Origin of the sequence: Rubinisphaera italica (assembly GCF_007859715.1) — a bacterium.
Classification (GTDB): domain Bacteria; phylum Planctomycetota; class Planctomycetia; order Planctomycetales; family Planctomycetaceae; genus Rubinisphaera; species Rubinisphaera italica.
Genome location: NZ_SJPG01000001.1, coordinates 5,162,010 through 5,186,714, shown reverse-complemented (window position 1 = coordinate 5,186,714; position 24,705 = coordinate 5,162,010). Strand labels below are relative to the sequence as shown.

Genomic DNA, 24,705 nt, shown 5'->3' with positions numbered 1-24,705 from the left:
CTGAGGAATGATGATTTTGATTAATCAATTTAGTTTTTGAAGATCGAGCGTAATGGACGAAACGAAGAAAACCCAGGATTACGGGGCCTCCAATATTCGTGCTTTGGAGGGAATCGAAGGGATTCGATTGCGGCCGGCCATGTACATTGGCGGGACCGATCTGGTTGGACTGCATCATCTGGTCTTTGAATTGACGGACAATGTGCTCGATGAGTATGTCAACAATCATGCCTCGATGATGACGGTCAAAATCAATTCCGATAATTCGGTGACCGTTTCCGATGATGGTCGTGGAATTCCCGTCGGCACGATGGAAAAACAAGGGAACAAGTCGGCTCTGGAAATCGTGTTCACGAAAATTCATGCCGGGGGAAAGTTCGACCGCGAAAGTGGTTACGCGACTGGCACCGGTGGTTTGCACGGCGTGGGGATTACAGCCGTCAATGCCTGTAGCGAGTGGCTGGAAGTGGAAGTCCGTCGTGAAGGTCATGTCTGGACGATGGAATTCGCCAAGGGTGAAATGACAAGTGGCCTGACGAAACTTGGCACAACCGATCAGACAGGAACCAAAGTCACCTTCATGCCCGATCCGACGATCTTTCCGGATACCACTTTTGTCTATGAGACACTTCGCAAACGACTTCAGGACGCGGCTTTCCTGAATGCGGGGGTGAAAATTCGCCTGGTGGATGAGCGGTCTGGCCAATCCGATGAGTTTCATTACGAAGATGGACTTGTTGAGTTCGTCAAGCATTTGAATCGAGCCGACAATCCGCTGCATCCCGATGTCATCAAAATTGAAGGCAAGGATGGTGTGACTGTTGTTGATATGGCAATGCAGTACAACGATGGTTACTCCGAAAATATTCGCTGTTATGCCAACGGGATTTATAACCCCGAAGGGGGAACGCATCTGAGTGGTTTCCGGACTGCTTTGACTCGAACCCTCAATTCCTACGGCAAGAAAGAGAACATTTTCAAGGATGCGACGCTGACTGGCGAAGATTTCCGGGAAGGGCTGGCGGCTGTTATTACAGTGCGAATTCCGAATCCGCAGTTTGAATCGCAGACGAAAATTAAGCTGACGAATTCCGAAGTCGATGGAGCAGTCGCAACCATCGTTCAGGAACAGCTCAACAAGTTCATGGAAGAGAATCCGCAACTGGCCAAGAAGATTCTGCAGAAAGGTATCCTGGCTGCGGAAGCTCGGGAAGCGGCTAAAAAGCAGCGGGAAATGGTCCGTCGTAAAGGTGCCCTCACGACTGGTGGGCTTCCTGAAAAACTGCGGGATTGTCGCAGTCGTGAACTCGATATTACGGAAGTTTATCTCGTCGAAGGGGACTCGGCTGGTGGATCCGCCGATACCGGTCGCGATTCCAATACCCAGGCGATTATGCCTTTGCGTGGTAAAATTTTGAATGTCGAGAAAGCTCAGCTCGTCAAAGTGCTCGACAATGCGGAAATCTCGAACATCTTCAAAGCGATTGGAATTCCCCCAGGAGCCGAACTCGAAGATATTACTAAACGTCGCTATGGCAAAATCATTCTGATGACCGATGCCGATGTTGACGGTAGCCACATTCGCACACTCCTGTTGACCTTCCTGTTTCGTCACATGCGACTGCTCGTTCAGGAACGCTGCATTTATATAGCACAGCCGCCACTTTACAAAGTGACGCAAAAGAACAAGCAGGTCCGCTATGTGCAGACTCACGAAACGATGATGCGGGAATTGATCGAAGTTGCTCAGACAAACTCCAAACTGGTCTTCCGATCCGACGGAGCAATTTTTGAGGGTGAAAACTTCGCGAAGTTGATTGGCATCATGCGGGAATTGAATGAGCCACTCGAAACTCTGGAACGTCGCGGCGTGACATTAAGGTTCCTGCAACAGAACGATCTGTATCAGGATGGCAAGCTGCCACGATACCAGGTGCTCATCGGCAAAGATCCTCACTGGTTTTATGACAAAGCAGGCATGGAACAATTCCTCGAAGAGGAAAAAGTTCGCCGGGGAACCGAGTTTGAAGTGGCCGATGATCAGCAGAAGAAAACCGATCAGGAACAGGAGTTGGACGAGAAAGCAGCCGCGGCAAGCCAGCTGTATATGATCGACATGCACGAAATCCGTAAGATTAATTCCCTGCTGCAACAGCTCAAAGACTACGGCATCCAACTCAACGATTTGATTCCAGCGGGATTAAAAGATGGCGAAGTAGTCTATCCGTACTATCTCGAAACCGAGAAGAAAGAAATTCAACTGACCTCGCTTCGCGACCTGCTGATGGATATGCGAAAGCTGGGCGAAGATTTGATTCAGGGCCGCATCACCCGCTTTAAAGGACTGGGCGAGATGGATGCGGAAGAACTGTGGATGACGACGATGGATCCGGAAACACGAAATCTGTTGCAAGTGACAATGGAAGATGCCGCCGCAGCGGATGAAATTTTCCGTGTGTTGATGGGTGACCATGTGGAACCACGTCGGGAGTTTATTGAGAAACATGCACTCGATGTGAAAGAGTTGGATGTTTAGTAAATGGCGAGCCGTCGCAGTTATGCGACGGGTGGGTTCGAGTCATTAAGGAAGATGTTAAAATTCATTGAACACACAATAATCATGAGAATACCCGAGTCATAACTGACTCGGCTCGCCTTGAAAACTTATCGAGGACTTTGAAATGCGAAACTTGTTGTTGCTACTCCTGATTTTAACATTCGCTATATTCGATTCCTCCGTTCAAGCGGCTCCTCCAAATTTCCTGATCATCCTCTGTGACGACCTCGGCTACGGCGATCTCGAATGCTACGGGCATCCGCATATTAAGACTCCGAATCTGAATCAGCTGGCCAAAGAGGGAATACGATTTACTGATTTCTACAGTGCCGCTCCCGTTTGTTCTCCGGCTCGAGTTGGATTATTGACGGGCAAAACTCCGAATCGCCTGGGCATTTACGACTGGATTCCTCCGGGACATCCGATGTATCTCAAATCGGAAACGCCAACGATTGCCTCTCTGCTCGGTAAAGCCGGTTATGAAACAGCTGTTGTCGGCAAATGGCACTGCAATGGCGAGTTCAATTCCCCAAATCAGGATCAACCCGATGACAACGGATTCCAGCACTGGTTTGCCACACAAAATAATGCCGCACCCCGCCATCAAAATCCTGTCAACTTTGTCAAGAATGGAACAGCAGTTGGTCCTCTAGAAGGGTTTTCCTGCCAACTGGTCACTGATGAAGCAATCCATTGGTTAAATGCTCGAAAGGATTCCGAAAAGCCTTTCTTCCTGCATGTCTGTTTTCATGAACCACATGAACCGGTCGAAAGCCCGGATGAACTGGTCGAACAGTATCTGGATGTCGCAGAGAATCGGGATCAAGCTGAGTATTTTGCGAATGTTGCCAATGTCGATAAAGCAGTTGGCCGTTTGATGAAGCAACTCGATCAACTCGGGTTGAATGAAGAGACACTGGTGATCTTCACTTCCGATAATGGACCTGAAACGCTCAACCGTTATCGCAGTGCCAATCGATCTTATGGTTCCCCTGGCGACCTGCGCGGCATGAAACTGCACATTTACGATGGTGGTATCCGAGTCGCAGGGATTGCCCGCTGGAAGGGGACCATAGCCGAGAATCAAACCTCCAGTGTTCCAGCCTGCAGTCTCGATTTCCTGCCGACGTTTTGCAGTCTGGCTGATGTCAAAGTTTCAGACGATCTGGTGCTTGATGGAACCGATATCTCCGGCTTGCTTCATGGTGAAAAACTGACTCGCAAACAACCGTTGTTCTGGCATTATTATCGAGCGTACAGTGTCCCCAAAGTCGCCATGCGGGATGGTGACTGGAAGATTGTTGCTCATTGGGATGGCCCGCATTTGATTGAAGCCGGCAATTCACTGGGGCGTGGTGTGAATACAGAATCCCAAAAAGTGATCAAGACGGCTCAACTCGTCAAATATGAGTTGTACAATCTGGCAAAAGATCCCAGCGAAACCAATGATCTTGCTGAGAAACAGCCGAAGATACTAAAACGTCTGCAGGATCAGGTCGTGAAAAAATATCAGCAGGTGCAATCGGAATGCCCTGTCTGGGAAACGGACAAATACTGGCAGAATCGATAATCTGCAAATTTGTAATCAACATCTCGACCGACAAGGATGAACGATGGCGATCGTAGCCGGTGAATTTCTTTGCCCAAACTGTGCGGCTCGATTGAGGATTCATCAGTCCGGACAGAAGCAAACCGAAATTGATTGCCCCGAGTGTGCCGCTCATCTGCTTGTTGAAATGACCGCGGACAATCGGATTTCAGTCATTCCCCGTCCTGAGTTCGATGGCACTGTTCCGGTCGCTTCGCTTCATCGATTTCCAATCAGTGTTGCCATTGTCTTGATGCTCATCACTTGCACGGCTCTCTTTTTCCTCGTTGATTTCGATTCGAACGAACAGAAGTCCTCTGAAGAAAATCCTGAAATTGCCAATCAGAATCCTTCCGTTGCAGACCCGGAATTGACATCGAACGCAGTTGGCCCGGTCGCACCCGCTGTCCCAGAAAAAATTTCATTTGAGGACCGACTTCAGAAACTCGGCATTCGCATCAATGAATATCGTCTCAATACCGGTCAATTCCTTGTAGCTGGGTGGAAACCGAATCACGAGCCAGGAAAACCGACCGGACTAAGCTGGTTAGCGGGACTTGATCCCGAACTGGAAGCCGGCAGCAAATATTCACCGAACTGGAATGTGGATTGGCACAGTCCAGTTAATGATCGTTTCGTCAGACGTTCCCGCAGCGACTTACAGAATCCGGAACTGAAAACCGTTGTTGGTTCGGATCGCTATCCTGCAACGCATATTGTCGGAATTTCGGGCGTAGGAGATGACGCTGCTGAGTTACCGAAAGATGATCCGCGGGCAGGCATCTTCGGATGGAATCGTGTGACCCGTACTGAAGATGTCAAAGATGGATTGTCCAACACCTGGCTGGCAAGTGGGATTACTGAGCGATTCTCTTCCTGGGCGAATGCTTCCCAATCGATTCGACCAGTGACTTCAGAACCGTACATCAATGGACCCGATGGGTTTGGAATGGGATCTTCGGAAAGGATGCCGATCCTGATGGCTGATGGATCGGTTCGAGCAATGAATGATAAAACAGCTCCTACAATATTTCGACGACTGGCCGCCATGGCTGATGGACTTCCGCTCGATTCCAAAATTGCCGGGGAACCTGGCAAAACAGAATCAACTCAAGCAGATTTACTAACCAACAAACCAATCATGCCTGAAGTCGTTCCTTCAGAACAGACGACCTCTTCTCCACCGATTCCTCCAGAAACCGTTTCGCCAGAAGTTCAGCAGGCAATGCTGGAGAAATTGAATCAGAAGGTGCTCTCGTTTGAACTCAATCAGCCGACCGCTTTGAACGAGGTGCTTGTGGAATTGGAAGCGCTGGCAGGTGTGACCATCGATTTTGATGAGCAACAAATTGCTCAATCGGATCCCGTGCGAACACATTTGGTGATATTGAGTGGAAAAGGATTGTCAATTTCTGAAATGCTCGATCAAATACTGACTCCGCAAAACTTGATACTGACTCCTGCGAACGGTCGATTGCTCATTCGACGGGCAAAAAATGAATGATGGTAACATCTGATGAAATTTGATGATCTGATTGATGTTCTGAAGGAATTGATTCGTCAGCCCAGTGTCGTGGGTGCAGAGCACGCCTTCTTTCGAGTCCTTCAACGTCTGCTCGAAGAACGGGGCGCTCAGGTGGACTGGTACGATGGTCTTCTCGTGGCTCGAGGAAATAAACCGTTTCAAACCATGTTCTCTGCTCATATCGACCGGCACGGTTTAATCTGCACTGGACCTAATGAATTCCAATACGCCGCTTTCGTAGCTGGGCAACGATCCGATCTACTGGGAAATTCGGTTTCGGAACAGTTGATGAACAAGATTGTTGATCGTTTTGAAACTCAGGCGGTGTTGGCTTATGAGCCCTGGTCAGGGGCGTATCGCGGCAGTGGAGTGGTTGATAAAGCTTACATCTGCGAGTTTCGAAACAACTTGATTTTTCAGTTGCATGGACTCGATCATCTCATAGCCGGTACGCCAGTCGCATTTACAGATCGGCTTTCCATCGAAGACAATCGGTTCATCGGACAACTCGATAACGTCCTGACCGCAGCTGTGCTGGTGCATCTGTTCGCTCTCGATTTTGAAGGAACCGCTTTTTTCACGGCTCAGGAAGAATCGGGCAAGAGCTGGCGGTATCTACTGGAGTGGTTCCGTCGGTTTGGGTCGAGCCGGAATGAACTGATCGTGGTCGATACCAGTCCCTATCCTGATCGAACTGCTTCCGACTTACAGCACGTTGTTCTCCGGGGAAAAGATGCCAACGCCCCCTTCGATCATGAAATCACCGAACGACTCCGCACGAGTTGTGAAGAATTGTATGTGAAGTATTCATACAAAGATCGCTACATCGATGAGTCGAACGCAATTGCCATAGCAGAAGGACGTCAACCTGCCTCACTCGGAAGTACGGAAATGGGCCGTATTATCGCTGCCTCGAATGGGCTGGTCAGGGGCACGACTTTGCAGATTCCAACGATTGGCTATCACACAATGCAGGAGTCAGCCAGCGTGGAGTCCTGCATGGCTTTTCTGAAACTGCTAATGAGAATTTCAGAAATTGACGGATAACAAACGAAGCGTGGGCGGCTGAGGTCTTAGCGAAGTGCAGCCCCCAGAGTTTTCAGCCTGTTCTATGGAGAAACTTGAATAGTAGCGACTCACTCGCTTGCGCTTCGAGCTTGTAAATTATGGAATGGAAATCAATTCCCTGGAGGTTCGGTCGCACTGGAAGCGGTTTTGGATTGTGAGCTCAACTTGTTTTCCATCTCGCTGTTTTCGGAGAGTAGCTTTTCAAAGCGGGCGTGCAGGCTGGCGAGTTCTCCGCGTAATTTTTGAACTTCAGCCAGAGCCGCATTTCGAGTTTCTTCAGCTGCGTTCATCGTCGCAACCAGACCTTTGGTGTATTCATCCCCTGCTCCTTCGGGAGCCTCAGGATTACCGTTAAGTTCCTGCATCCGATTATCAAGAGCTGTCTTCGCAGCGGCCAGACTGTCCTGTTGAATGGAAAGGAATTGACGGCGATCGCTCAGACGTTGCTCAACCGTTGTCATTTTGAGGAGCAATTCACTGACCGATTTTCGCTTAGCAGGAGGGAGGGCATCACGAAAGCGCCACGTATTGTTGAAATTCCAGTTGTTGACTTCACCTTCACGAGGTGTCCGTGACAACTGCAAGGCTGCTCGATTGACATCGACTTGAGTCACACGGAACTCGCCTACGTAGCTCATCGTCCCATCGGCATTTTCCTGAAATGCATACATTTGTGGATACTGATCACCGGTAGCCGTTGTCTGAACAAGACCATCGTTGCGTCCGATTCCAATGTTAATCAATCCCCGGGCAATATTTACTGAGGCGGTGACTTCCACTTCATTCCAGTGTCGTCCCCATCCGAGACGCGACAATGTGATTTCTTCTTCAAGCTGATTCGCTTTATTCTCGACATCGGGCAATTTCGCCAGCGAAGCTTCATAATCGGCTCGGGCTTTCTCGACGCGACGATTCCATTCGTTTTGCTTATCAAGCGTTTTAGCCGTCAAAATGATCGCAGCTACCGCCAGGCAGAGCGTCAGAAAAGCAAAGATTTTTCCGGTAATGTGCATATCGAGTGCTCACGTTTTGTCTGCAGTAGGAGTGCTCACTCCACTGTTTGCCGTCGTTCAGACGCCAAAAGACTGTTATTACTATATTTTCAACTGCAGATCACTGCAGAGGTTTCTGATCCAACTCACTCCACTAGGTCAGGACGTGCCGTACCCATCAGGATATCGACACAATCCTCTATTATCTATGTCAGCATCTTTTCCCATGATACGGAAGCAGAAAATCTCTGGTCAATATGAAAGCTTGTCACTTCGTGGCAGTCCTGCAGAATATTCGGGTTAATCCAGCTGGGAAAAACAGACAGTGACACTGAATTTCCGAAAAATCAGACGAATCGAAAGGACTCAACCGATGCTTGGCAAGCAAGGCGATATTAAATCAGCACTTCCTTTTCAATGACTGACATCGATTTCCATTTTCCCCCACGATATCGCCACCACATCCCTATCCCGACAATAAAAATATAAAACGTGACGACACTCCAGGTACCAATAAGATTGCCACCCCACAGATACCAGATGACAGCCGAAGGGATGATCAGACAGAAAATACTGGACAGTGTGAAAAACAAAAATGGATACAAGGCATCGCCTGCTCCGCGAAGTGCGTATCCATACACAATAGCGAGAACATCAAACAGGCCATAAATGGCAATAAACCTCATCAGAATGACAGCAGTCTCTTCTATTTCCGCAAATTCATCTCCAGCGGCATAGGCCCGAAATGGAGTGATCAATAATCGAGGAATCAGGACATAGGCCACACACCACAGTCCCATGTAGGTGCATCCTAACTGCAACGCATGACGAACAGTTGTTTCGGCAAGAGCCGGGTTCTTTTCCCCGATTCTTCTCCCAACCAGAGTCATCACCGCAGTGCCGAGCCCCAACATCGGGATAAATGCCAATGAGTTCAGATTGAATGCCAGATTGGTTGCTGCCAGCGCAGTCGTTCCCATTTTGCCTACGAAGAGCAGAAAAATCGTGAATCCGAAGATATCGACAAAAATCTGTAAACCCATTGCCAGGCCGTAATACAACATCCGCTGACACAATTCGAAGTCGATTCCGAACTCACTCCGCATGGGGTACTGCTTGCGTGAGACTTCTCGAATCATCAGACCGACAAATAACAGGCAGGCCAGACAATTTGAGATGACAGTCGCCAGACCAGCCCCCCAGATTCCCAGAGGAGGAATGAATGCAAATCCAAAAATCAGCAGGTAGCCAAAGACAAGATTGATAAGCACTGCGGTCAGATTGACCCACATCACGACAGCGGTCTGTCCACGACCAGAAAAGAAACTCGAAAGGGACGTCATCAATAATGCAGCCGGTGCACCTCCGCAGAGCATGGAAAAATAGGTGACTTCATCCCGCTGGACATCGGCAGGGTGTCCTGCAAGCGCAAAGATGAGTGGAGCAGCCAGAGTAAACAAAGCCAGCAAAGAGCCCAGACTCAGACACAACCATATCGATTGCCACACTACACGGGCAACTCGATCCTTCCGTCCTGCTCCTTCATATTGTGAAATGAAGGTCCCTGTGTAACTCGCAACCCCCATTGCAAAACTGACGATTGACCAGTTCAACATACTGGCAGGCATCGTCGCCGCCAGAGCACTGCTGGAATACCAGGTTAAAAAAATCCGATCGATAAAGCTCATTACCGATTGCGATCCAAAACTGATCATCAATGGTAAAGCAATCAACAACAGTTCCTGAGCGGAACCGGGTCGCGCTCGAGTCACTGGAGTGGACGAAGACATGAGAACTGTTTTCAATAGTTGGGTATTCAGCTTGTACCACATGAAAAGTCATTTGGAACAAGAGAAATCATACAAGCACGAAGCGCAAGCGAGTGTGTCATGTCGTCCAGAACACACTCGCTTGCGCTTCGTGCTTGTAACGACACTTCAAACGTGTCGGCGTTTTCGAGGTTCGAACGAGTCGAAATCTTCAAACGTGTACTCGGGAATCATCCGATTGACGAGCATTTCAATGCGGGTCAACTCGCCTCCCTGATCCTTCGTTACGAATGTAAAGGCTCGTCCTTTGAAGTCTGAAGAGAGCCGTCCTGCTCGTCCGACACGGTGCACGTAGTCGTCGGAATGTTCGGGAATGTCGTAATTGATGATGTGCGAAATCCCGCCGACATCAATCCCTCGTCCCACAATATCGGTTGCAATCAGCAGCCGCACTTTGCGGTCACGGAAACTTTGCATCACTCGATCGCGTTTGGCCTGTGGCAAGTCTCCATGTAAAGCCGCCACTTGTTTAATTCGGCTCTTAAATCGATTGTATAACTCATCGGCTTTACGACGTGTGCGACAAAAAACAATCGCCTGTTGAGGTTGTTCTTTCCGCAGAAGTTTGACCAACAAACCCAGTTTGCGATGATTGTCGACGGTACAGAAAAACTGATCGACCGAATTGGAAGTCACATCTTTCACCGAAATATCGATGCGGATCGGATCTCGCATGAAGCGACTTGAGAGCCGTTCGACTTCTGGGGGCAACGTGGCCGAGAGTAATAATGTCTGTCGATCTTTTGGACAGTTTTTCAGAATGTATTCCATATCGGGACGGAATCCGATATCGAGCATGCGGTCGGCTTCATCGAGGACCACGGTTTTCAATCCGGCAAACGAAAGAGATTTTCGTTTGAACAGATCGATCACACGTCCCGGTGTTCCGACAACAATGTCGACACCCTGTTCCACCTGCTTCATCTGATTTCGCAGTGGCCGCCCGCCGACGACTACAACAATATCAATATCATCTTTACAGAGTTTGCGTGTCTCTTCAGCCACTTGCTCGGAAAGTTCGCGCGTCGGACACAGGACTAATACCTGTGGATCCTGCGTCGGATCTTCCAGGCGTTCAATCACAGGCAGCATGAACGCTGCTGTTTTACCAGTTCCCGTTTGCGACTGACCCAGACAATCGGCTCCGGTAACTGCCGGGGGTATAAACTTTTGCTGAATCTCGCTCGGATGAAGATATCCCACGGCTTCGAGATGCTTCACGGTCGATTTCTTCAAACCAAGATCCGCAAAGGTGCCAGCTGATTGATCAAAAAATACAGACTCCACGGGAAACTCCGCCTGATAGGCATTTAAGGTTGTCTACTCGGGTGGCCCAGATAGCTATGCTATCTGGGTGGACGAAGTCCATAAGCAGATTTCAATTAGTTTGTGAATATTATAAAGAACTTCTTACGGCTGCGCCGCCCCGAAAGAAACTTTCGGGGCCACCCAATTTGAGGCACAGCCTGACCTACAGCTTTTAACTCTCACCTTCGGCAATATCGTTCGATTTCCAATCGACTCGTTTGCCCAGAATTCGTTCCAGATCGTCGGAGTCGATAATCTCTTTTTCGATGAGTGCTTCCGAAATTTCATCCAGTTCTCGACGATGCTCGTTCAGTAGATTTGTTGCCTGATCCGAAGCCGCGAACAAGACCCGTTGTATCTCCTGATCCACCAGATGAGCCGTCGTATCGGAATACGATCTCATCTCGTGCATTTCCTTGCCCAGGAAGGGATCCGACTCGGCATGTCGAAAGGCAGCCGGACCGATTGTTTCGCTCATCCCCCAGTGGGAAACCATTTTCCGGGAAAGATCGGTTGCCCGCTTCAAATCGTCGGAAGCATTCGCAGTATATTCGTTGAAGACCAGTTTCTCAGCGGCACGTCCACCCAGGAGCATTGCCAACTGTTGATGCAGTCGCTGTTCTCCCACGCTGTGACGCTCTTCATCCGGTCGCAACTGAGTCACACCCAATGCTCGCCCGCGGGGAACGATTGTCACTTTATGAACCGGATCCAGTTCCGGCGAGAACCAGGCCACTAGCGTATGACCGGCTTCGTGATACGCGGTCATCTTCTTTTCTTTGTCGGACAGCACATCTTCTCGTTTGATACCCATCATCACGCGATCAGCGGCAGCTTCAAAGTCTTCCATCATCACTTTGCTTTTGCCGTTGCGGGTCGCATGGAGAGCCGCTTCGTTGACGAGGTTTTTCAGGTCTGCTCCCGAATATCCAATCGTACTCGCCGCAATACGATCCAGATTCACATCATCAGCCAGCGGAACCTTGCGGCTGTGAACTTTCAGAATGCCGAGCCGACCTTCTTTTGTAGGCAGGTCGACCACAATATGTCGATCAAATCGTCCCGGTCGAGTCAACGCTTTATCGAGAACATCGGGCCGGTTCGTAGCCGCAATCACGATGACGGCATCGTTCTGAGAAAATCCGTCCATTTCACTGAGGATTTGATTGAGTGTCTGTTCGCGTTCATCGTGCCCGCCGCCGTAACCGGCTCCACGCATGCGGCCGACCGCGTCGATTTCATCAATGAATACGATGCAGGGTGAATGTTCCTTGGCGATGCGAAACAAATCCCGCACACGGCTGGCGCCGACACCGACAAACATCTGAATGAACTCGGAACCATTAATGCTGTAAAACGGTACTTCCGCTTCCCCGGCAGTTGCCCGGGCCAGCAATGTTTTTCCAGTACCCGGCGAGCCCATCAGGAGCACACCTTTGGGGATCTGAGCTCCGAGCCGTTGAAACTTCGCGGGGTTTTTGAGGAACTCAACCACTTCCTGAAGCTCAGTTTTGGGATTTTCCATCCCCGCAACTTCATCGAAGGTTGTCAGTTTGTCAGACGGTTTGAACTCCCGAGCAGGGCTTTTCGTGAAGCTGCCGAACATTCCGGAAGACATCGGATCCGCCGAGCGTCGCATCATTGTCAGGAAGAACAACATCAGCAGCAACGTGCCGCCGAGCATGATCAGCATTTGAGTGCCAAAGGAAATCTGGGTCGTCACATCTTTGTAATTTTCAGTTCCAGAAGCCGCCAGCGCTTCCAGAAGTCGATCACTTTCGAGATGAGGAATTTGTGTATAGAACGTCTCTTCGAGAGGCTTGGCTTCTTTATCGGTTTCCTTTTCTGGGTTCTCAGGAACTTTCTTCCATTTTCCGGCTAGAACATTCCCTTCAAACACAACATCGGTCACATTGTCGTCTTGAAGCTGCTTCCAGAAGAAACCGTAATCGACTTTCGAGCCTTCGCGACCATTGTTGGCAGCCCAGATAATTAGAAAAGCGATGCCGACGAGCAGAATCAACGACCACGGCATGCGTTGTTGTTTGCTGGTTTTACTGGCGGACTCATTCGAAGGACTACTGGTTTTCTTCAAACCTTCCTGCAAAGGCCCCTGCTGATCTCGGACATCAGGTTCTGGAGGCAGGTTGGATCCCTCGGGTGTAATATCGTTCATCCGGTCTTCGTTTCTACTGCTCGTTGATAGTCTATGTTCGTTGTTTTGCGGTCAGGCTTTAAACTCAGTCGAATCTACCCTGCTTAATCCGCTAATCCATACCGAATAATGCAGTACAGGGCCTGAAAGCCATCTTTCCAGCCAATTTTTTTGCCTTGATCGTATGTCCGTCCTGAATAGCTAATCGACATTTCAAAAATCCGATGATTTCGACGAGCAATTCTCGCGGTGATTTCCGGCTCAAAGCCAAACCGGTTCTGCTGCAGTTTGGGCGCGATCTCCTGCAGCACTTCCTTGCGGAACACCTTGTAACAGGTTTCCATGTCCGTCAAATTCAAATTGGTAAAACAGTTGGAGAGCTGAGTTAAAAAATTATTCCCCAAATAATGCCAGTAGTAAAGCACCCGATGCGGCTGGTCTCCCAGAAAGCGGCTGCCGTAAACGACATCGGCTTTCCCTTCGACAATTGGCTTGATCAGCCGGGGATACTCGTGAGGATTATACTCCATGTCGGCATCCTGAATGATGACGATATCTCCCGAGGCTCTCAAAAATCCCGTCCGCAAAGCCGCCCCCTTGCCCTGATTCTTCTCATGATAGGCAAACACAAAGCAGTTCCGCGGATCCTGTTCTCCTTCTGCCTGGGCTTTCTCCATCTCCTGCAGTAAATCCCGAGTCCCATCCTTTGAGCAGTCATCCACCAGAATGATCTCTTTATTGATGGGGACTTCCTGAATCTTTTCCAGAATCAGGTGTAATGTCTCGCACTCATTATAGACAGGAACGACCACGCTCAGGAGCAGCGTTTCAGGGATTGCGTAAAATCCCATCTGCTCACAAGCGGCTTTACCCAGAACACTCTGTAATTGTTCCAGCCAACTCTCCGTAAACTGTGTGCCAACACTGCTTAAACTGGTATCTGACATTCTGACGTCTTTATTTCCTGTGCGATTGACGAATCCTGTTCTCTGCTCAATCCACTGTCGAGCGGTCTGCACAATTTGAACTCAAATTCATGAGAGATTGAACAGTATCGTAAGTCGAAGCGTGTCGACAAACAACTATCAGCCAACACTTTAAGTGTAAAAACCACCTCTGACGCACAGGCTTCCAGCCTGTCTTCCCATGATCACATCCCTAATCAACCCTGGTCGCTGGGGTCGCATCGCAGCGAAGACCCCAGAAATTCGATCAAATTAGCTCGGGTGTTTCATGATGATTATGTGTCGGGTTGTGAAAAATGTGATAGATGAACCGAACCCACCCGAGTCATAACTGACTCGGCTTGCCTAAAACATCATGTCCAATGCGACTTCTCTTCATCCGGATCTGTCGTCGCATCCAGTACCGCGAGTTCTTCTGGGGGAAAAATAAGATCCAACAGGCTTCGAACGGGCACCAGGAACGCAATGAAGATCGGAAACGTTAACCGCATCCACTTGTAGGGACTCAAATTAATCAGGCACAATACGATCAGGCACAGCAACTGTACGAGTGTAAACACGTGAATCAATCGAATTGGAACCCGGCGAATGTAGTGAGTTCGCGGGTAGAGTGACGAATCCATCAGCCACAGGCTCAACCGCTCGATAAACTGATTCCCCAGCAGCGAAACCACGCCCATATACAAAAACAGCCCAAACAGAACGGCCATCGGTGTATAAGCCAGAATATTCAAGGCCAACAATGACAGCCCAATCAACGCATGAATCGCAAATGCGGTCAGTCGATTCTCTTCCACGTGAATGAAGCGTTCCTTCTTCTCTCCCGAACTGGAGATCTGTTCTTCAACCGTCGCCAGTCCACGCACATGCGCCAGAGATCGGACCGTCGCAGCGACCAGCCAGGGTAACCCGAACAGTGAACAGATCAGCACAAGCACCGCCAACACCAGCAAATCCAGATGATAAGCCGCCCCCTTTTTCAATTTGAGATCCGGCCCATTGATCAGCCGCCCGGTTACATTCTGCACGAGAAAAATCAGCACAGCCGCCAGAATAGCTGGCAGGATCGCCAGCATTTTCAAGTTGAACGGCAACGTACTCCCATCAATAATCCACGACCGCGGATCGCCCGTTTCGGGATTCACCATTGTCGGTTGAATGGCAGCGGGAACCGCCAGCTGATCGAGCGGAATTTCTCCTCGAAACGCAAACCCAATGCAAGCTGTCGCGGCTATCGCAATGGTCGGCCCGAAGTCGGAAAGAAATTCCCGCATCCACGGCATCAAATACCGACTGCGTCGAAACCGGGACAAATTGAAGGCAATCATCGCCGTCCCGACTGCCAGTATCAGCGAGAGAAACGCTTTATCATGATTCACCGAACTGTCCGCAAAGCTCTCCTGAAAGATCATAGCGAGCGCTTTGACCGCTTCATAAATGAAGATCAGCGACATCAACACCGAAAAGACATCATCACTGAATCGTGTGAAATACCGCATCAAAACGGAAGCATCGCTCGAACAGAGGATCAGCAGAATGAGAGCCGTCCAGAAGCCGATCCACTGATACATCGGCAGAAACGGAATCGAGAGGTCCACGCACATCTGATACAGAATGCCCGTAAACACGAGCATTGGACCAACTCCACCCAGCAAAATTAAAGGCTGCCCGGAAAAGATCGCATAAATCATTCCCCCGGCTGCAGTCGCGATCAGCATTTCGACCACGCCGATCTGCTGATTCGTAATTGCTCCCATAATCCCGCCGAATGTCACAGCCGGTGCCAGACAGGCAAAGAACAAAAACACAGTCGCCGCCGCCGATTTACTACTCCAGCCACGCGTCCAGTCATCCCGATAATGGGGCCAGCGCCGTTTGAAATCATTCCAGACTCCCCCAAACGGTTTGCCGGAGAATTTCAGAACCTCTTCCGCTTTCTTGACCGCATCGGGAATGATGGGTGTATTTCGAAGATGAAAACGTTCAAGGGCATCAAGAACATTTTTTCGAGACCGCGACTGCAGCAGGTCGTAACGAAATTCTTCATCCGACATCAACCGCGCGATCGAAGTCAGCGTATCGAGATGTTCGGCTGCAAATCCGGTGGGGCCCAATAGAATAAAAAAGAACCGCGTCGGTACACCATCGGGAGCCCCGAGATTCAGCGGGCGTTTTAAACGGACAAAAAAGACTCTAGGCTGTTCGATCTCGGGCACATACGCATGAGGTATTGCGACCGCCTGTCCAATCGCCGTCGAGACCGCTTTTTCCCGAGTCAACAACGCTTGATGAATCACATCGCGATGCTCTTTTGCAATCAGATCCCGAGAAATGAGATGATCGAGAGACAACTCAAAAACTTCATTCAGCGACTCCGCTTCCATATCAAGCAGAAACGCATCATCATTCAGGGCGTTGGCCAGAAATTGCATAAAGAATGAATTTAGGTTAGAGAGGAGAGATTAATGTTGAGAGTCTGAGCGAAAATGAGAATTGAAATACTCTCACCTCGAATCTCTCACCACTAATCTATTCAAATAAAGCATGCGTCCACAAGGTTATATCTTGAGTGGTGGGAAAAGTCTTCGTTTTGGCAGCGATAAAGCCCGCCACAAAACGAATTCACAATCGTTGATCGAAAATCTCGATCAGAAACTTTCGCACTGGACCGGTCAAAAATCGATCGCCGTCGCAGATCGTTCCGACAAATACCTCGACCTCAACATTCCTACAATCCCCGATATCCATCCAGAAGCAGGCCCGCTTGCCGGTCTGCATGCCGCTTTGACTCATTCACAGAAAACAACGCAGGATTGTTGGATTGTCCTCATCAGTTGCGACATGACCGAGCTCAAACCCGACTGGCTCGACATCCTCTGGGAACGAGCTCAACAAAGTGAAGGTGCACTTTCTATTCACTTCATGGAAAGGAACTCAAAAAAATCTGAACCACGCCTACACCCTTTCCCAGGCTGCTATCACACCTCGCTGATCCCCATCCTGGAAACTCGACTGGCCACTCAACAGCGTTCGTTTTTCAAACTCTTTCAGCAACTGAATCAGAAATGCCATTCACTCCCGATCCCTGAAAACTGGCCGAAAATCCCTCAAATCAATACACCACAGGAATCCCTAGACTGGCAAAATTCACAGGATCATGACTCGGGATCCCTTCGATGATCCCGTTTCAATTCACGCTTTCCCCTCGCTGACGCTTCGGGTTAAGATGCTGCTATCAATTCCCAGATTGAAACATCCGTTGGGAACGTATAGCGTGCTCTACAGGTCTTAATCCATAAATAGTTAGACCCAGATATTTCTTAAACCTTTGACTTCGAGAATCCCTTGCAAATCATCGGCATCAGTCTCGTTGAACACGAAAATTGTTATGTTGTGGGCATTCGGCCGGAAGGGGCCGTGCTGGCTGGTTTCGCCGAGTTCCCCGGCGGTAAGCAACTCCTTCCTGAAAGTACATCCGAGACCGCCGTTCGGGAATGTCGTGAGGAAACCGGTTTGCAAGTCGAAGCGCTTAGGCTGCTCCACCAGGAACAATTTACGTACGAACATGGCGAGGTTCTGCTCGACTTCTGGCAGTGCAAGCTGGTCGACGGTCAATCTCCCGACTCCTTACAGGCACCTTGGAAGTGGATCCCACGAAATGAATTAGACTCCTATTCTTTCCCCCCGGCCAACGCTGTCGTTCTTGAACAGATTCGCATATCCACTCCAGTTGACTAACTTCAAATGACAAAGCAAACTCCAATCCTGAACGTCGTACTCTTTGAACCCGAAATTCCTCAAAACACGGGAAACATCGGTCGCTCCTGCGTAGCCGTCGGTGCTAAACTCTGGCTCATCCGTCCGCTCGGTTTCGAGCTGGATGCCAAACACCTTCGTCGAGCCGGGATTGATTATTGGCAATATCTCAATTGGGACGTTGTCGATTCCTGGCAGGAACTTCGCCAGCAATTGCCGGATCGAAACGTCTGGTGTCTGACCAAATTCGGCACTCGCACTCCCTGGGAAGCTCAGTTCGCTCGCGGAGATATTCTCCTGTTCGGAAAAGAGAGCGCCGGTCTGCCCGACGAAATTCGTAGCGAATATTCCGAGAACTGCCTGCGATTACCGATGCACCCGGAAGTTCGCAGCCTCAATCTGGCCAGCACCGCCAACACGATAATGTACGAAGCGGTCCGTCAGTTTGGTGGCTTGCCTGATTTGTAAGGGGACAGACAGGATTGATCTTGACGGGCGAGTCAGGATCGGACGTAATAAGGATGCCTATCTTAACCCGATGCGTCAGCGAGGGGACGGCTCTGCATGACTTAGAACGCATTCGGTTTAAGCGGATCGCGTTGACGTCAACAATTCAAGGTGTTTTTGCATCGCCAGCCGCTGCAGTAAAAGTAGACTTGGTCCAGGCCAATTCCAAACAGGATGTTAACAATGACTCACACAATCCGAACGCTTTTCTGCGGAGTCTGCCTCTTCCTGGTGATTTCATCAACCAGCCTTTCCGCCGATGAAAAACCGCCCATAGAGAAAACGGAAGCGCAAACCGCAGCCGCGCAGAAGAGTTTTGAACTTGGCAAATCTGCGATGGAGCTGGAGGACTTTGAAACTGCCATCGAACATTTTGAAGCAGCCGTCAAAGTAGAAGCGGAAAACGGTGAGTATCATCACGCCCTCGGACTGGCATACATGGCCAACCGCAATGCGAATGCAGGTTGGTATCACTTTCGCATGGCTGTCCGATACGCCCCGAAAAACGAAGCGGCTGTGATGGACTTCCTCCGCACCTGGAAATTTCTGGATGATCGCGGCCTCTTCAGCGTTGGTACGACTGCAGACACAATCATGAACGTTTTGGGCAAGCCAGATCAATTCGAGCAGAATGGCATCCAGAGCCGCGCCATCTACGGATTCATGTCCATCAACATGATCAACCAGCAGGTCTTTTCCATTCTCGACTTACGTAATCTTCCCGAAGGTGGATTACGCAGCGAAGATGGTCTCGCGTTTTCACTTCCTGAAGGCTGGCGCGTTGCCTATCGAATATTATCTTTCGAACAGGGCAACACAGAATTTACCAAAGGTGAGGAAACGATTCAAAACTGGACCGAACTCTTTTCCAGCCAGCGATTCATCGGAATTGTTGAAGAGCAATCGGCAAAAAAAATGATGGAAATCATCCGCGAAAGCCTGACCGGTTCCTTCAAAGAGGTGGAATTTGATGTGCTCAATGAAACCCCGGACGATGTGCTCTTCTTCTGGAGAATCAAGGAAACCGATGAGCACCCATCGCAATACGAAATGGTCCGCATCGTGAAAGGCAAAAGCGATATTCATCGAATTGCCTATACGAAAAAAGCCGATCAGAAAGACGAAGAGAACATCAAACTCTGGACCGAAACCCTCCGATCAGCCCGGTTAATGACTGCAGAAGAACTCCGAAAATATCAACAGCAGGCCGCCCTGGAACATGAGATACTTCAGGCGACTCGTTTTCAATTACAAAAGCAGGAAGAGTATATTCGGGATGGAAACATCGAAGAATTGAAGAAATTTATCCTGCCTGAAAAACAAAACGAAATTACGCCTGAGCTACTCAAGAAAATCGACAGCATAAATTTCTCAATTGATGAACAAACGATGGTGAAGCGTGTTGAACTGAAAGAAGAAGACGGCAAACGCAAAGCACGGATTTTCAATTCCAAAGACGAACAGGTCCTCACACTCATCGAAGAAGACAACACCTGGTACGCTACCGAACTCTGGTTTGTTAAACTCGCAGGAAAGCCATAATTCCGTAGGACAGGCTTCCAGCCTGTCAAAATGTGCGTTCCACGCTAGTTGACGTCAGACAGTGCCAGACCTGCAGATTGAGAATCCATTTGAAAATGTTTTAGAATGCCAAGTGAAATCGAAACATATCTCTACCGTGGATTAGGCGTTCATGGTGTTTACATTGCAACATTCCAAGAATCATCGATTGAACTAATGATTGCACCTTTTGAGGAGGAATCCAACAAGTTATTCGTCGAATTTCAAAATTCACGTTTAGTATATATTGATGGCTCTTACTCAGATTCTGATGACGATTGGGAGTTGCCTTGGGATATCATTGCATTTGATTGTAGACAGTCAGGCAAGCAATGGGAGTTCATCCTTCATTCGGATGTAATGGAGTTCACATTCATTGCAGATTGGCCAACAGTAAGCCCAAAAAAACACGCTTGAACGTGGGGTTCTATTAATTTGAAATCAGTAGGATAGCCCTGAAAGATTCTTTCAGGGCGGCGAAGCCGCAAGAACGCGGTGAGAAAATTCCATCATCCAACTGCAGTCCTCTTGTGGACTTCGTCCACCCAGATAGCGGAGCTATCTGGGCTACCCGTTGCAACTCACTTCGAAATCGCAACGCGCATAATCTCAGCTGCCGTCCACTCTTCCGTAGGACGAATCTCTTTCAATCGCCCCCGCGCCATCACACCAATTCGATCACACACCGCCTGCAACTCCGGCAGGTACGAACTGATAAACAACACCGCTTTTCCCTGAGCCGCGCACTCGCCCATCAGCCGATAGATTTCCGATTTCGTTCGGACATCAATGCCACGTGTGGGCTCATCGAGAATTAATAAATCGGCCTGCTGATGCAATACGCGTGCGATCGCGACCTTCTGCTGATTGCCCCCCGAAAGTGCCTGAATCGTCTGCTCGGGAGATTCCGCTTTGACATTCAGACGATTCATCCACTCGCGAGCAGATTTTTTCTGAGAGGTCAAATTCACCACACCGAACCGCGCATAGTCTTCCAGTCGTGATAATGTCAGGTTGTCAGCAATCGAACGATTTTGGGCGAGCCCTTCTGTTTTTCGGTCTTCCGAAACCATCCCCATCCCCGCTCGAATCCGAGCCCGCGGATTTGGAGCCGGTTGGATCTCTTCAATTTTGACAGTCCCCGACTTCACTGGATCCAATCCATACAGACACCGCGCCAACTCCGTTCGCCCGGCTCCGACCAGACCCGCCAGACCGACAATCTCTCCGCGACGAATCTGCAGCGAAACATCGACCGGCTTCTCTGAGCCGGTAAGATTAGTCAGATCCACCAAGAGTTCGCCCTGCTCATGAGGCACTGTCGGAAATAATTCATCGAGTTCTCGGCCAATCATCAGATGCACGATCTGATCATCGCTCGCCTCATCCAGCTTGCCAGCTCCCACACTTTGACCATCTCTAAGTATCACATAGTCATCGCACAGTTCTCGAATTTCTTCCAGAAAATGACTGATGTAAACCAGACCTAACCCACGTTCTTTCAGGATGCGTATTACCTTGAACAACTGCTGCACATCTTCCGACGTCAAAGAACTCGTCGGCTCGTCAAAAATCACAATCTTCGATTGATTGACCAAGGCCCGCGCAATTTCCACCAACTGTTGAGAAGCGGGAGACAGCAGGCGCGCCGGTATCGTCAGCGGAAACTGATCCAATCCAAGCAGGCGAAGAGCTTCCTGCATCCGCTCTCGCTGAGCCTTACGATCGAGCAATCCAAACCGGGATGACTCGCAGCCGAGCATCAAATTGTCTTCCAGACTCAAGTCAGGAGCGATCGTCAACTCCTGATAAATCATGCTCACACCCGCCAGTCGAGCAGAGTGTGGGTCGGCTGGTTCGTAAGCCTGCTGCTCCAGACACATTTGTCCGGAATCGGGTTTGATCGAACCACTTAAAATCCGCATCAAGGTACTCTTGCCCGCTCCATTTTCCCCAATCAAAGCCAGCACCTGGCCAGGCTGCACATCAATCGCGACATCGTCTAATGCGATGGTTGCTCCAAACCGTTTCGTGATTCCCGACATACTCAGAATGGAGGATGTGCTGATTGACATAATCGAAACAGTTTCAGAAAATGAGTGCTTGTGCTGAATTGGGAAAAGCGGAACTCGCTCCGATGAATCATAACTCGAAGTGTCAGCGAGGGGAAAGTGTTGCTTTTACGAACCCTATGTTCAGGCGTAAAAAAAGAGACACCCACAGGCGTCTCTTTTATGAATTCGAATCTGATAAGACAAAACTTTCAGAAATCCGATTTATTCTTAGTACTGACGAATTACACCAGAGACGACACCCATAATTTCGACATTGTTCGAGTAGATAGGTTGCATAGTGGAATTGGCAGGTTCAAGGCGAATCCGGTTTGGTTCTTTGAAGAAACGCTTCAATGTCGCTTCTGTGCCATCAACCAGAGCGACAACAATATCTCCGTCGTTGCAATTGGTGGTTCGTTCGACGACAACATAGTCTCCTTCAGCAATATGATCTTCGATCATCGAATCGCCTTTAACGCGGAGACAAAATTGATCCTGGTCGTTGAACAATCCGGAAAAGTCAATTGTTTCCTGATCTTCGACAGCCAGAACCGGACTTCCCGCTGCAATCTGACCAGCCAGTTTCATGGTTGTGGATCGCATTTGAGAGTGATCCGTCAACTGAATTGCGCGGGACATGTGTGATTCCCGAGTAATCAATCCCTTGCGTTCCAGTGCCTTCAGATGGCACATAACTCCATTGGGGGAACGAATTCCAAAGTGATTCCCAATCTCACGGACAGTGGGACCGTAGCCTCGGTTCACAATTTTTTCTTTTAAGAAATCGTAAATGGCTGATTGGCGTTCTGTAAGCGGTGGATGGCTTTTTTCTATCATGGTTTCATCCTTTAAAGATGTTTGGCCCAGTTAATTTGGATTATTGGTAGGAAGCAGAGCGTATAGTCAGGTCTTCTCGGTATGTTGAAAGCCTGACAACCGGTAATATTACCAATATACCACTGTCTATTGCTGAGGACAAGTACCACATCCACGCAAATGCAGGCATATCCCTGCATTTATAGTCAAGATTGGGCAATAATTGAGACTAAATCACCTAATTTCTCAAAATTATTAAACAATTGTGCGCATTATGCCACAAAAGACCAGTAATTATGCACAATGTGGTGCCTGATTATTTTATGAAAAATTCAAAAAATAAAACGAATATAATCATCAGAAATTCATTTTAAGAAAAAAATCTTGTTTCAGAATTGAATGTAAGGACCTGGATTGACAGTTTCGAGTCCATCAGAATTTGCCTGTTTCGTCCACAAAAAAACCCGAGCCGGAATTGGCTCGGGTGGTGATTTCATTTTGTGGATGTCGACATCGCATTAATTCTCAGCGGTAATAGATTTTTGTGTAGGCAATTTTGAGAGTTGTTCTACAGAAAGAGCTGTTGCACGAGCAATCCCATCCGCATCGACCAGCCAGTAGCTGGGAGCCTCGCTCACACCGAATTGCTTCGCAAAAGGCTGGTTGGCTCCACGGAGATCAGCGAGAGGATAGAAGATGTGCTGTCCGGGAACGTCGTGGCTCGACAGAAAATCCTGAAAGTTTTGCGGTTCGGAATCCAGATTGATGCCAATCACTGCATAGCCTTCGTTTTTTGTTAACTGGTTCAGAACGTCGAGATGGTTCACAAATTCATGTGACTTTGAAGACCAGAAGGCAATAATGACATGCTGACCCGCATACTCTTTGAGTGTGATGGTTTTGCCGTCAATCGACGGCCCCTCAATTGTCAGCTTTCGATTGACCAGACTGACTCGTCGCAAAGAAGCTTCAATTCGTTCTTTGAAAGGTGTCTCCGGAAAGGTCTGTTGAATAACAGTGTAACATTCTATGGCAGGCAGAATAATGTTTCGTTTTTCACACAGTTCTGCGGCGGAAATCAATTGAACAATGGCCCGGGCTTCTTCATTTCGGAAATTGGTTGCGAACAATTTGGCCTGACGGACATGCTCACTCAACCAGGGAGAATCGGCTTCATTTCGTAACGCCAATTTTTCCGCCAGTCGAACAATGGTTCCTGACGCGATGACGGCCGCTACGGAATCCGGTTGTTGTTTCGCCAGCAAAGCGGCATCGTTGTATAACTCCTGCAATGCCGCTTCGTCGCCTTGTAATGCCAACTGGAAGCGAGCTTCCATCAACGAATGGACGGCAGCATTGAACTGGGGAACCTGATCAGGTTCATCGTAAGATATGGAAATCGCATGTGAGGCCAGTGAGACAATTCTCTGATTGTTTTCACGAATCCGCACCAGCCGAGTACTCTCGGGCACTTCCGAATCCTCACTGATCAAAGCTTCCGATTCCGTCATTAATGCTGAGATTTGCTCGAGGTCCCATTCAGCTGTTCCAGAAGTCACCGGGACTTTTTCGGCCGGTAAACGCCGTATTAATTCCAGTGAAGCGGTCTGAATTTCCGGTCCGAGTTCCGTTTGAGTCGCCGGACGAATCGTCAATGCAGGGACGGTCGCCAGTGTTTGTGGATTCTCAGAAGAATTCTCGATACGGCCAAAGAGTTGATGATCCTCAGGCCCCAGCTGGACAATATTTGGAGCCGACTTGAGAGTCTTTTCCTGTTCCTGTTCGGAAATGGTTTCTGATTGTCCACATCCCGAGGCAAACACGATCAGACTCATCAGGCAGAATGTATGAGTAATTCCAAATGAAGCCCTTCGAAATGAGGGACTTAGATTCGTTGGTTTCATTACCAGATTCAATGCTGCCAGAACCATTGCTGTATATCCTGTTTCTGAACGCGTAATATGCCGTTCGTAATAGGCTTTGTCGATAAAATCGAGATCATCGACGCTTCCTCGGGTATTGTAA

Annotated in this window: 18 protein-coding genes; 9 read left to right on the top strand and 9 right to left on the bottom strand. The window is 49.0% G+C overall.

All coding sequences use genetic code 11. From position 1 onward, the window contains the following. Positions 1–52: 52 nt before the first annotated feature. From Pan54_RS19740 to Pan54_RS19725, 4 genes are all read left to right on the top strand, one after another. Positions 53–2,536 (top strand): DNA gyrase subunit B, encoded by a 2,484-nt coding sequence (locus tag Pan54_RS19740; RefSeq protein ID WP_146505122.1) that lies wholly within the window; start codon positions 53–55, stop codon positions 2,534–2,536. Between the two features lie 145 nt (positions 2,537–2,681). Then, positions 2,682–4,127: a sulfatase-like hydrolase/transferase gene (locus tag Pan54_RS19735; RefSeq protein ID WP_146505121.1), complete on the top strand. Its 1,446-nt coding sequence runs from the start codon at positions 2,682–2,684 to the stop codon at positions 4,125–4,127. 43 nt (positions 4,128–4,170) lie between these two features. Next, on the top strand, positions 4,171–5,649 hold the full coding sequence (locus tag Pan54_RS19730) for a hypothetical protein (protein WP_146505120.1): 1,479 nt from the start codon (positions 4,171–4,173) through the stop codon (positions 5,647–5,649). A gap of 12 nt (positions 5,650–5,661) precedes the next feature. Continuing rightward, complete coding sequence (locus tag Pan54_RS19725) at positions 5,662–6,717, top strand: peptidase M42 (protein ID WP_146505119.1); 1,056 nt, start codon at positions 5,662–5,664, stop codon at positions 6,715–6,717. 131 nt (positions 6,718–6,848) lie between these two features. Here Pan54_RS19725 and Pan54_RS19720 read toward each other — a convergent pair whose 3' ends face one another. The 6 genes from Pan54_RS19720 to Pan54_RS19695 form a co-directional block, all read right to left on the bottom strand. Continuing rightward, complete coding sequence (locus tag Pan54_RS19720) at positions 6,849–7,751, bottom strand: hypothetical protein (RefSeq protein ID WP_146505118.1); 903 nt, start codon at positions 7,749–7,751, stop codon at positions 6,849–6,851. 374 nt (positions 7,752–8,125) lie between these two features. Beyond that, entirely contained in the window at positions 8,126–9,520 is a 1,395-nt protein-coding gene (locus Pan54_RS19715) for an MATE family efflux transporter (protein ID WP_165441873.1), read from the bottom strand. Between the two features lie 147 nt (positions 9,521–9,667). Then, entirely contained in the window at positions 9,668–10,846 is a 1,179-nt protein-coding gene (locus tag Pan54_RS19710) for a DEAD/DEAH box helicase (protein WP_146505116.1), read from the bottom strand. A 193-nt stretch (positions 10,847–11,039) separates the two neighbouring features. After that, the gene (gene ftsH, locus Pan54_RS19705) at positions 11,040–13,043 is read right to left on the bottom strand and encodes an ATP-dependent zinc metalloprotease FtsH (RefSeq protein ID WP_146505115.1); all 2,004 of its coding nucleotides are present in this window, start codon (positions 13,041–13,043) and stop codon (positions 11,040–11,042) included. 83 nt (positions 13,044–13,126) lie between these two features. Continuing rightward, the gene (locus Pan54_RS19700; RefSeq protein ID WP_165441996.1) at positions 13,127–13,846 is read right to left on the bottom strand and encodes a glycosyltransferase family 2 protein; all 720 of its coding nucleotides are present in this window, start codon (positions 13,844–13,846) and stop codon (positions 13,127–13,129) included. Positions 13,847–14,340: 494 nt separating this feature from the next. Further along, positions 14,341–16,419, bottom strand: a complete 2,079-nt coding sequence (locus Pan54_RS19695; RefSeq protein WP_146505113.1) for a PTS sugar transporter subunit IIA — start codon at positions 16,417–16,419, stop codon at positions 14,341–14,343. A gap of 112 nt (positions 16,420–16,531) precedes the next feature. Between Pan54_RS19695 and mobA the strand changes: the two genes are divergently transcribed. The 5 genes from mobA to Pan54_RS19670 all read left to right on the top strand — a co-directional run bounded on the left by mobA (position 16,532) and on the right by Pan54_RS19670 (position 20,227). Continuing rightward, positions 16,532–17,167, top strand: coding sequence for a molybdenum cofactor guanylyltransferase (mobA, locus tag Pan54_RS19690; RefSeq protein WP_146505112.1), 636 nt, complete (start codon positions 16,532–16,534; stop codon positions 17,165–17,167). Between the two features lie 213 nt (positions 17,168–17,380). Then, a complete protein-coding gene (locus Pan54_RS26850) occupies positions 17,381–17,725 on the top strand; it encodes an NUDIX domain-containing protein (RefSeq protein ID WP_390621953.1) in 345 nt (114 codons plus the stop codon). Positions 17,726–17,731: 6 nt separating this feature from the next. Then, positions 17,732–18,211: a tRNA (cytidine(34)-2'-O)-methyltransferase gene (locus Pan54_RS19680; RefSeq protein ID WP_146505110.1), complete on the top strand. Its 480-nt coding sequence runs from the start codon at positions 17,732–17,734 to the stop codon at positions 18,209–18,211. Positions 18,212–18,433: 222 nt separating this feature from the next. After that, positions 18,434–19,792, top strand: a complete 1,359-nt coding sequence (locus tag Pan54_RS19675; RefSeq protein ID WP_146505109.1) for a tetratricopeptide repeat protein — start codon at positions 18,434–18,436, stop codon at positions 19,790–19,792. 105 nt (positions 19,793–19,897) lie between these two features. Then, on the top strand, positions 19,898–20,227 hold the full coding sequence (locus Pan54_RS19670) for a hypothetical protein (RefSeq protein ID WP_146505108.1): 330 nt from the start codon (positions 19,898–19,900) through the stop codon (positions 20,225–20,227). Positions 20,228–20,391: 164 nt separating this feature from the next. Here Pan54_RS19670 and Pan54_RS19665 read toward each other — a convergent pair whose 3' ends face one another. From Pan54_RS19665 to Pan54_RS19655, 3 genes are all read right to left on the bottom strand, one after another. Beyond that, positions 20,392–21,885 (bottom strand): sugar ABC transporter ATP-binding protein, encoded by a 1,494-nt coding sequence (locus Pan54_RS19665; protein WP_146505107.1) that lies wholly within the window; start codon positions 21,883–21,885, stop codon positions 20,392–20,394. Between the two features lie 207 nt (positions 21,886–22,092). Beyond that, a complete protein-coding gene (gene lexA, locus Pan54_RS19660; RefSeq protein ID WP_146505106.1) occupies positions 22,093–22,701 on the bottom strand; it encodes a transcriptional repressor LexA in 609 nt (202 codons plus the stop codon). A 497-nt stretch (positions 22,702–23,198) separates the two neighbouring features. Further along, positions 23,199–24,611: a TlpA disulfide reductase family protein gene (locus Pan54_RS19655; RefSeq protein ID WP_146505105.1), complete on the bottom strand. Its 1,413-nt coding sequence runs from the start codon at positions 24,609–24,611 to the stop codon at positions 23,199–23,201. Positions 24,612–24,705 lie beyond the last annotated feature (94 nt).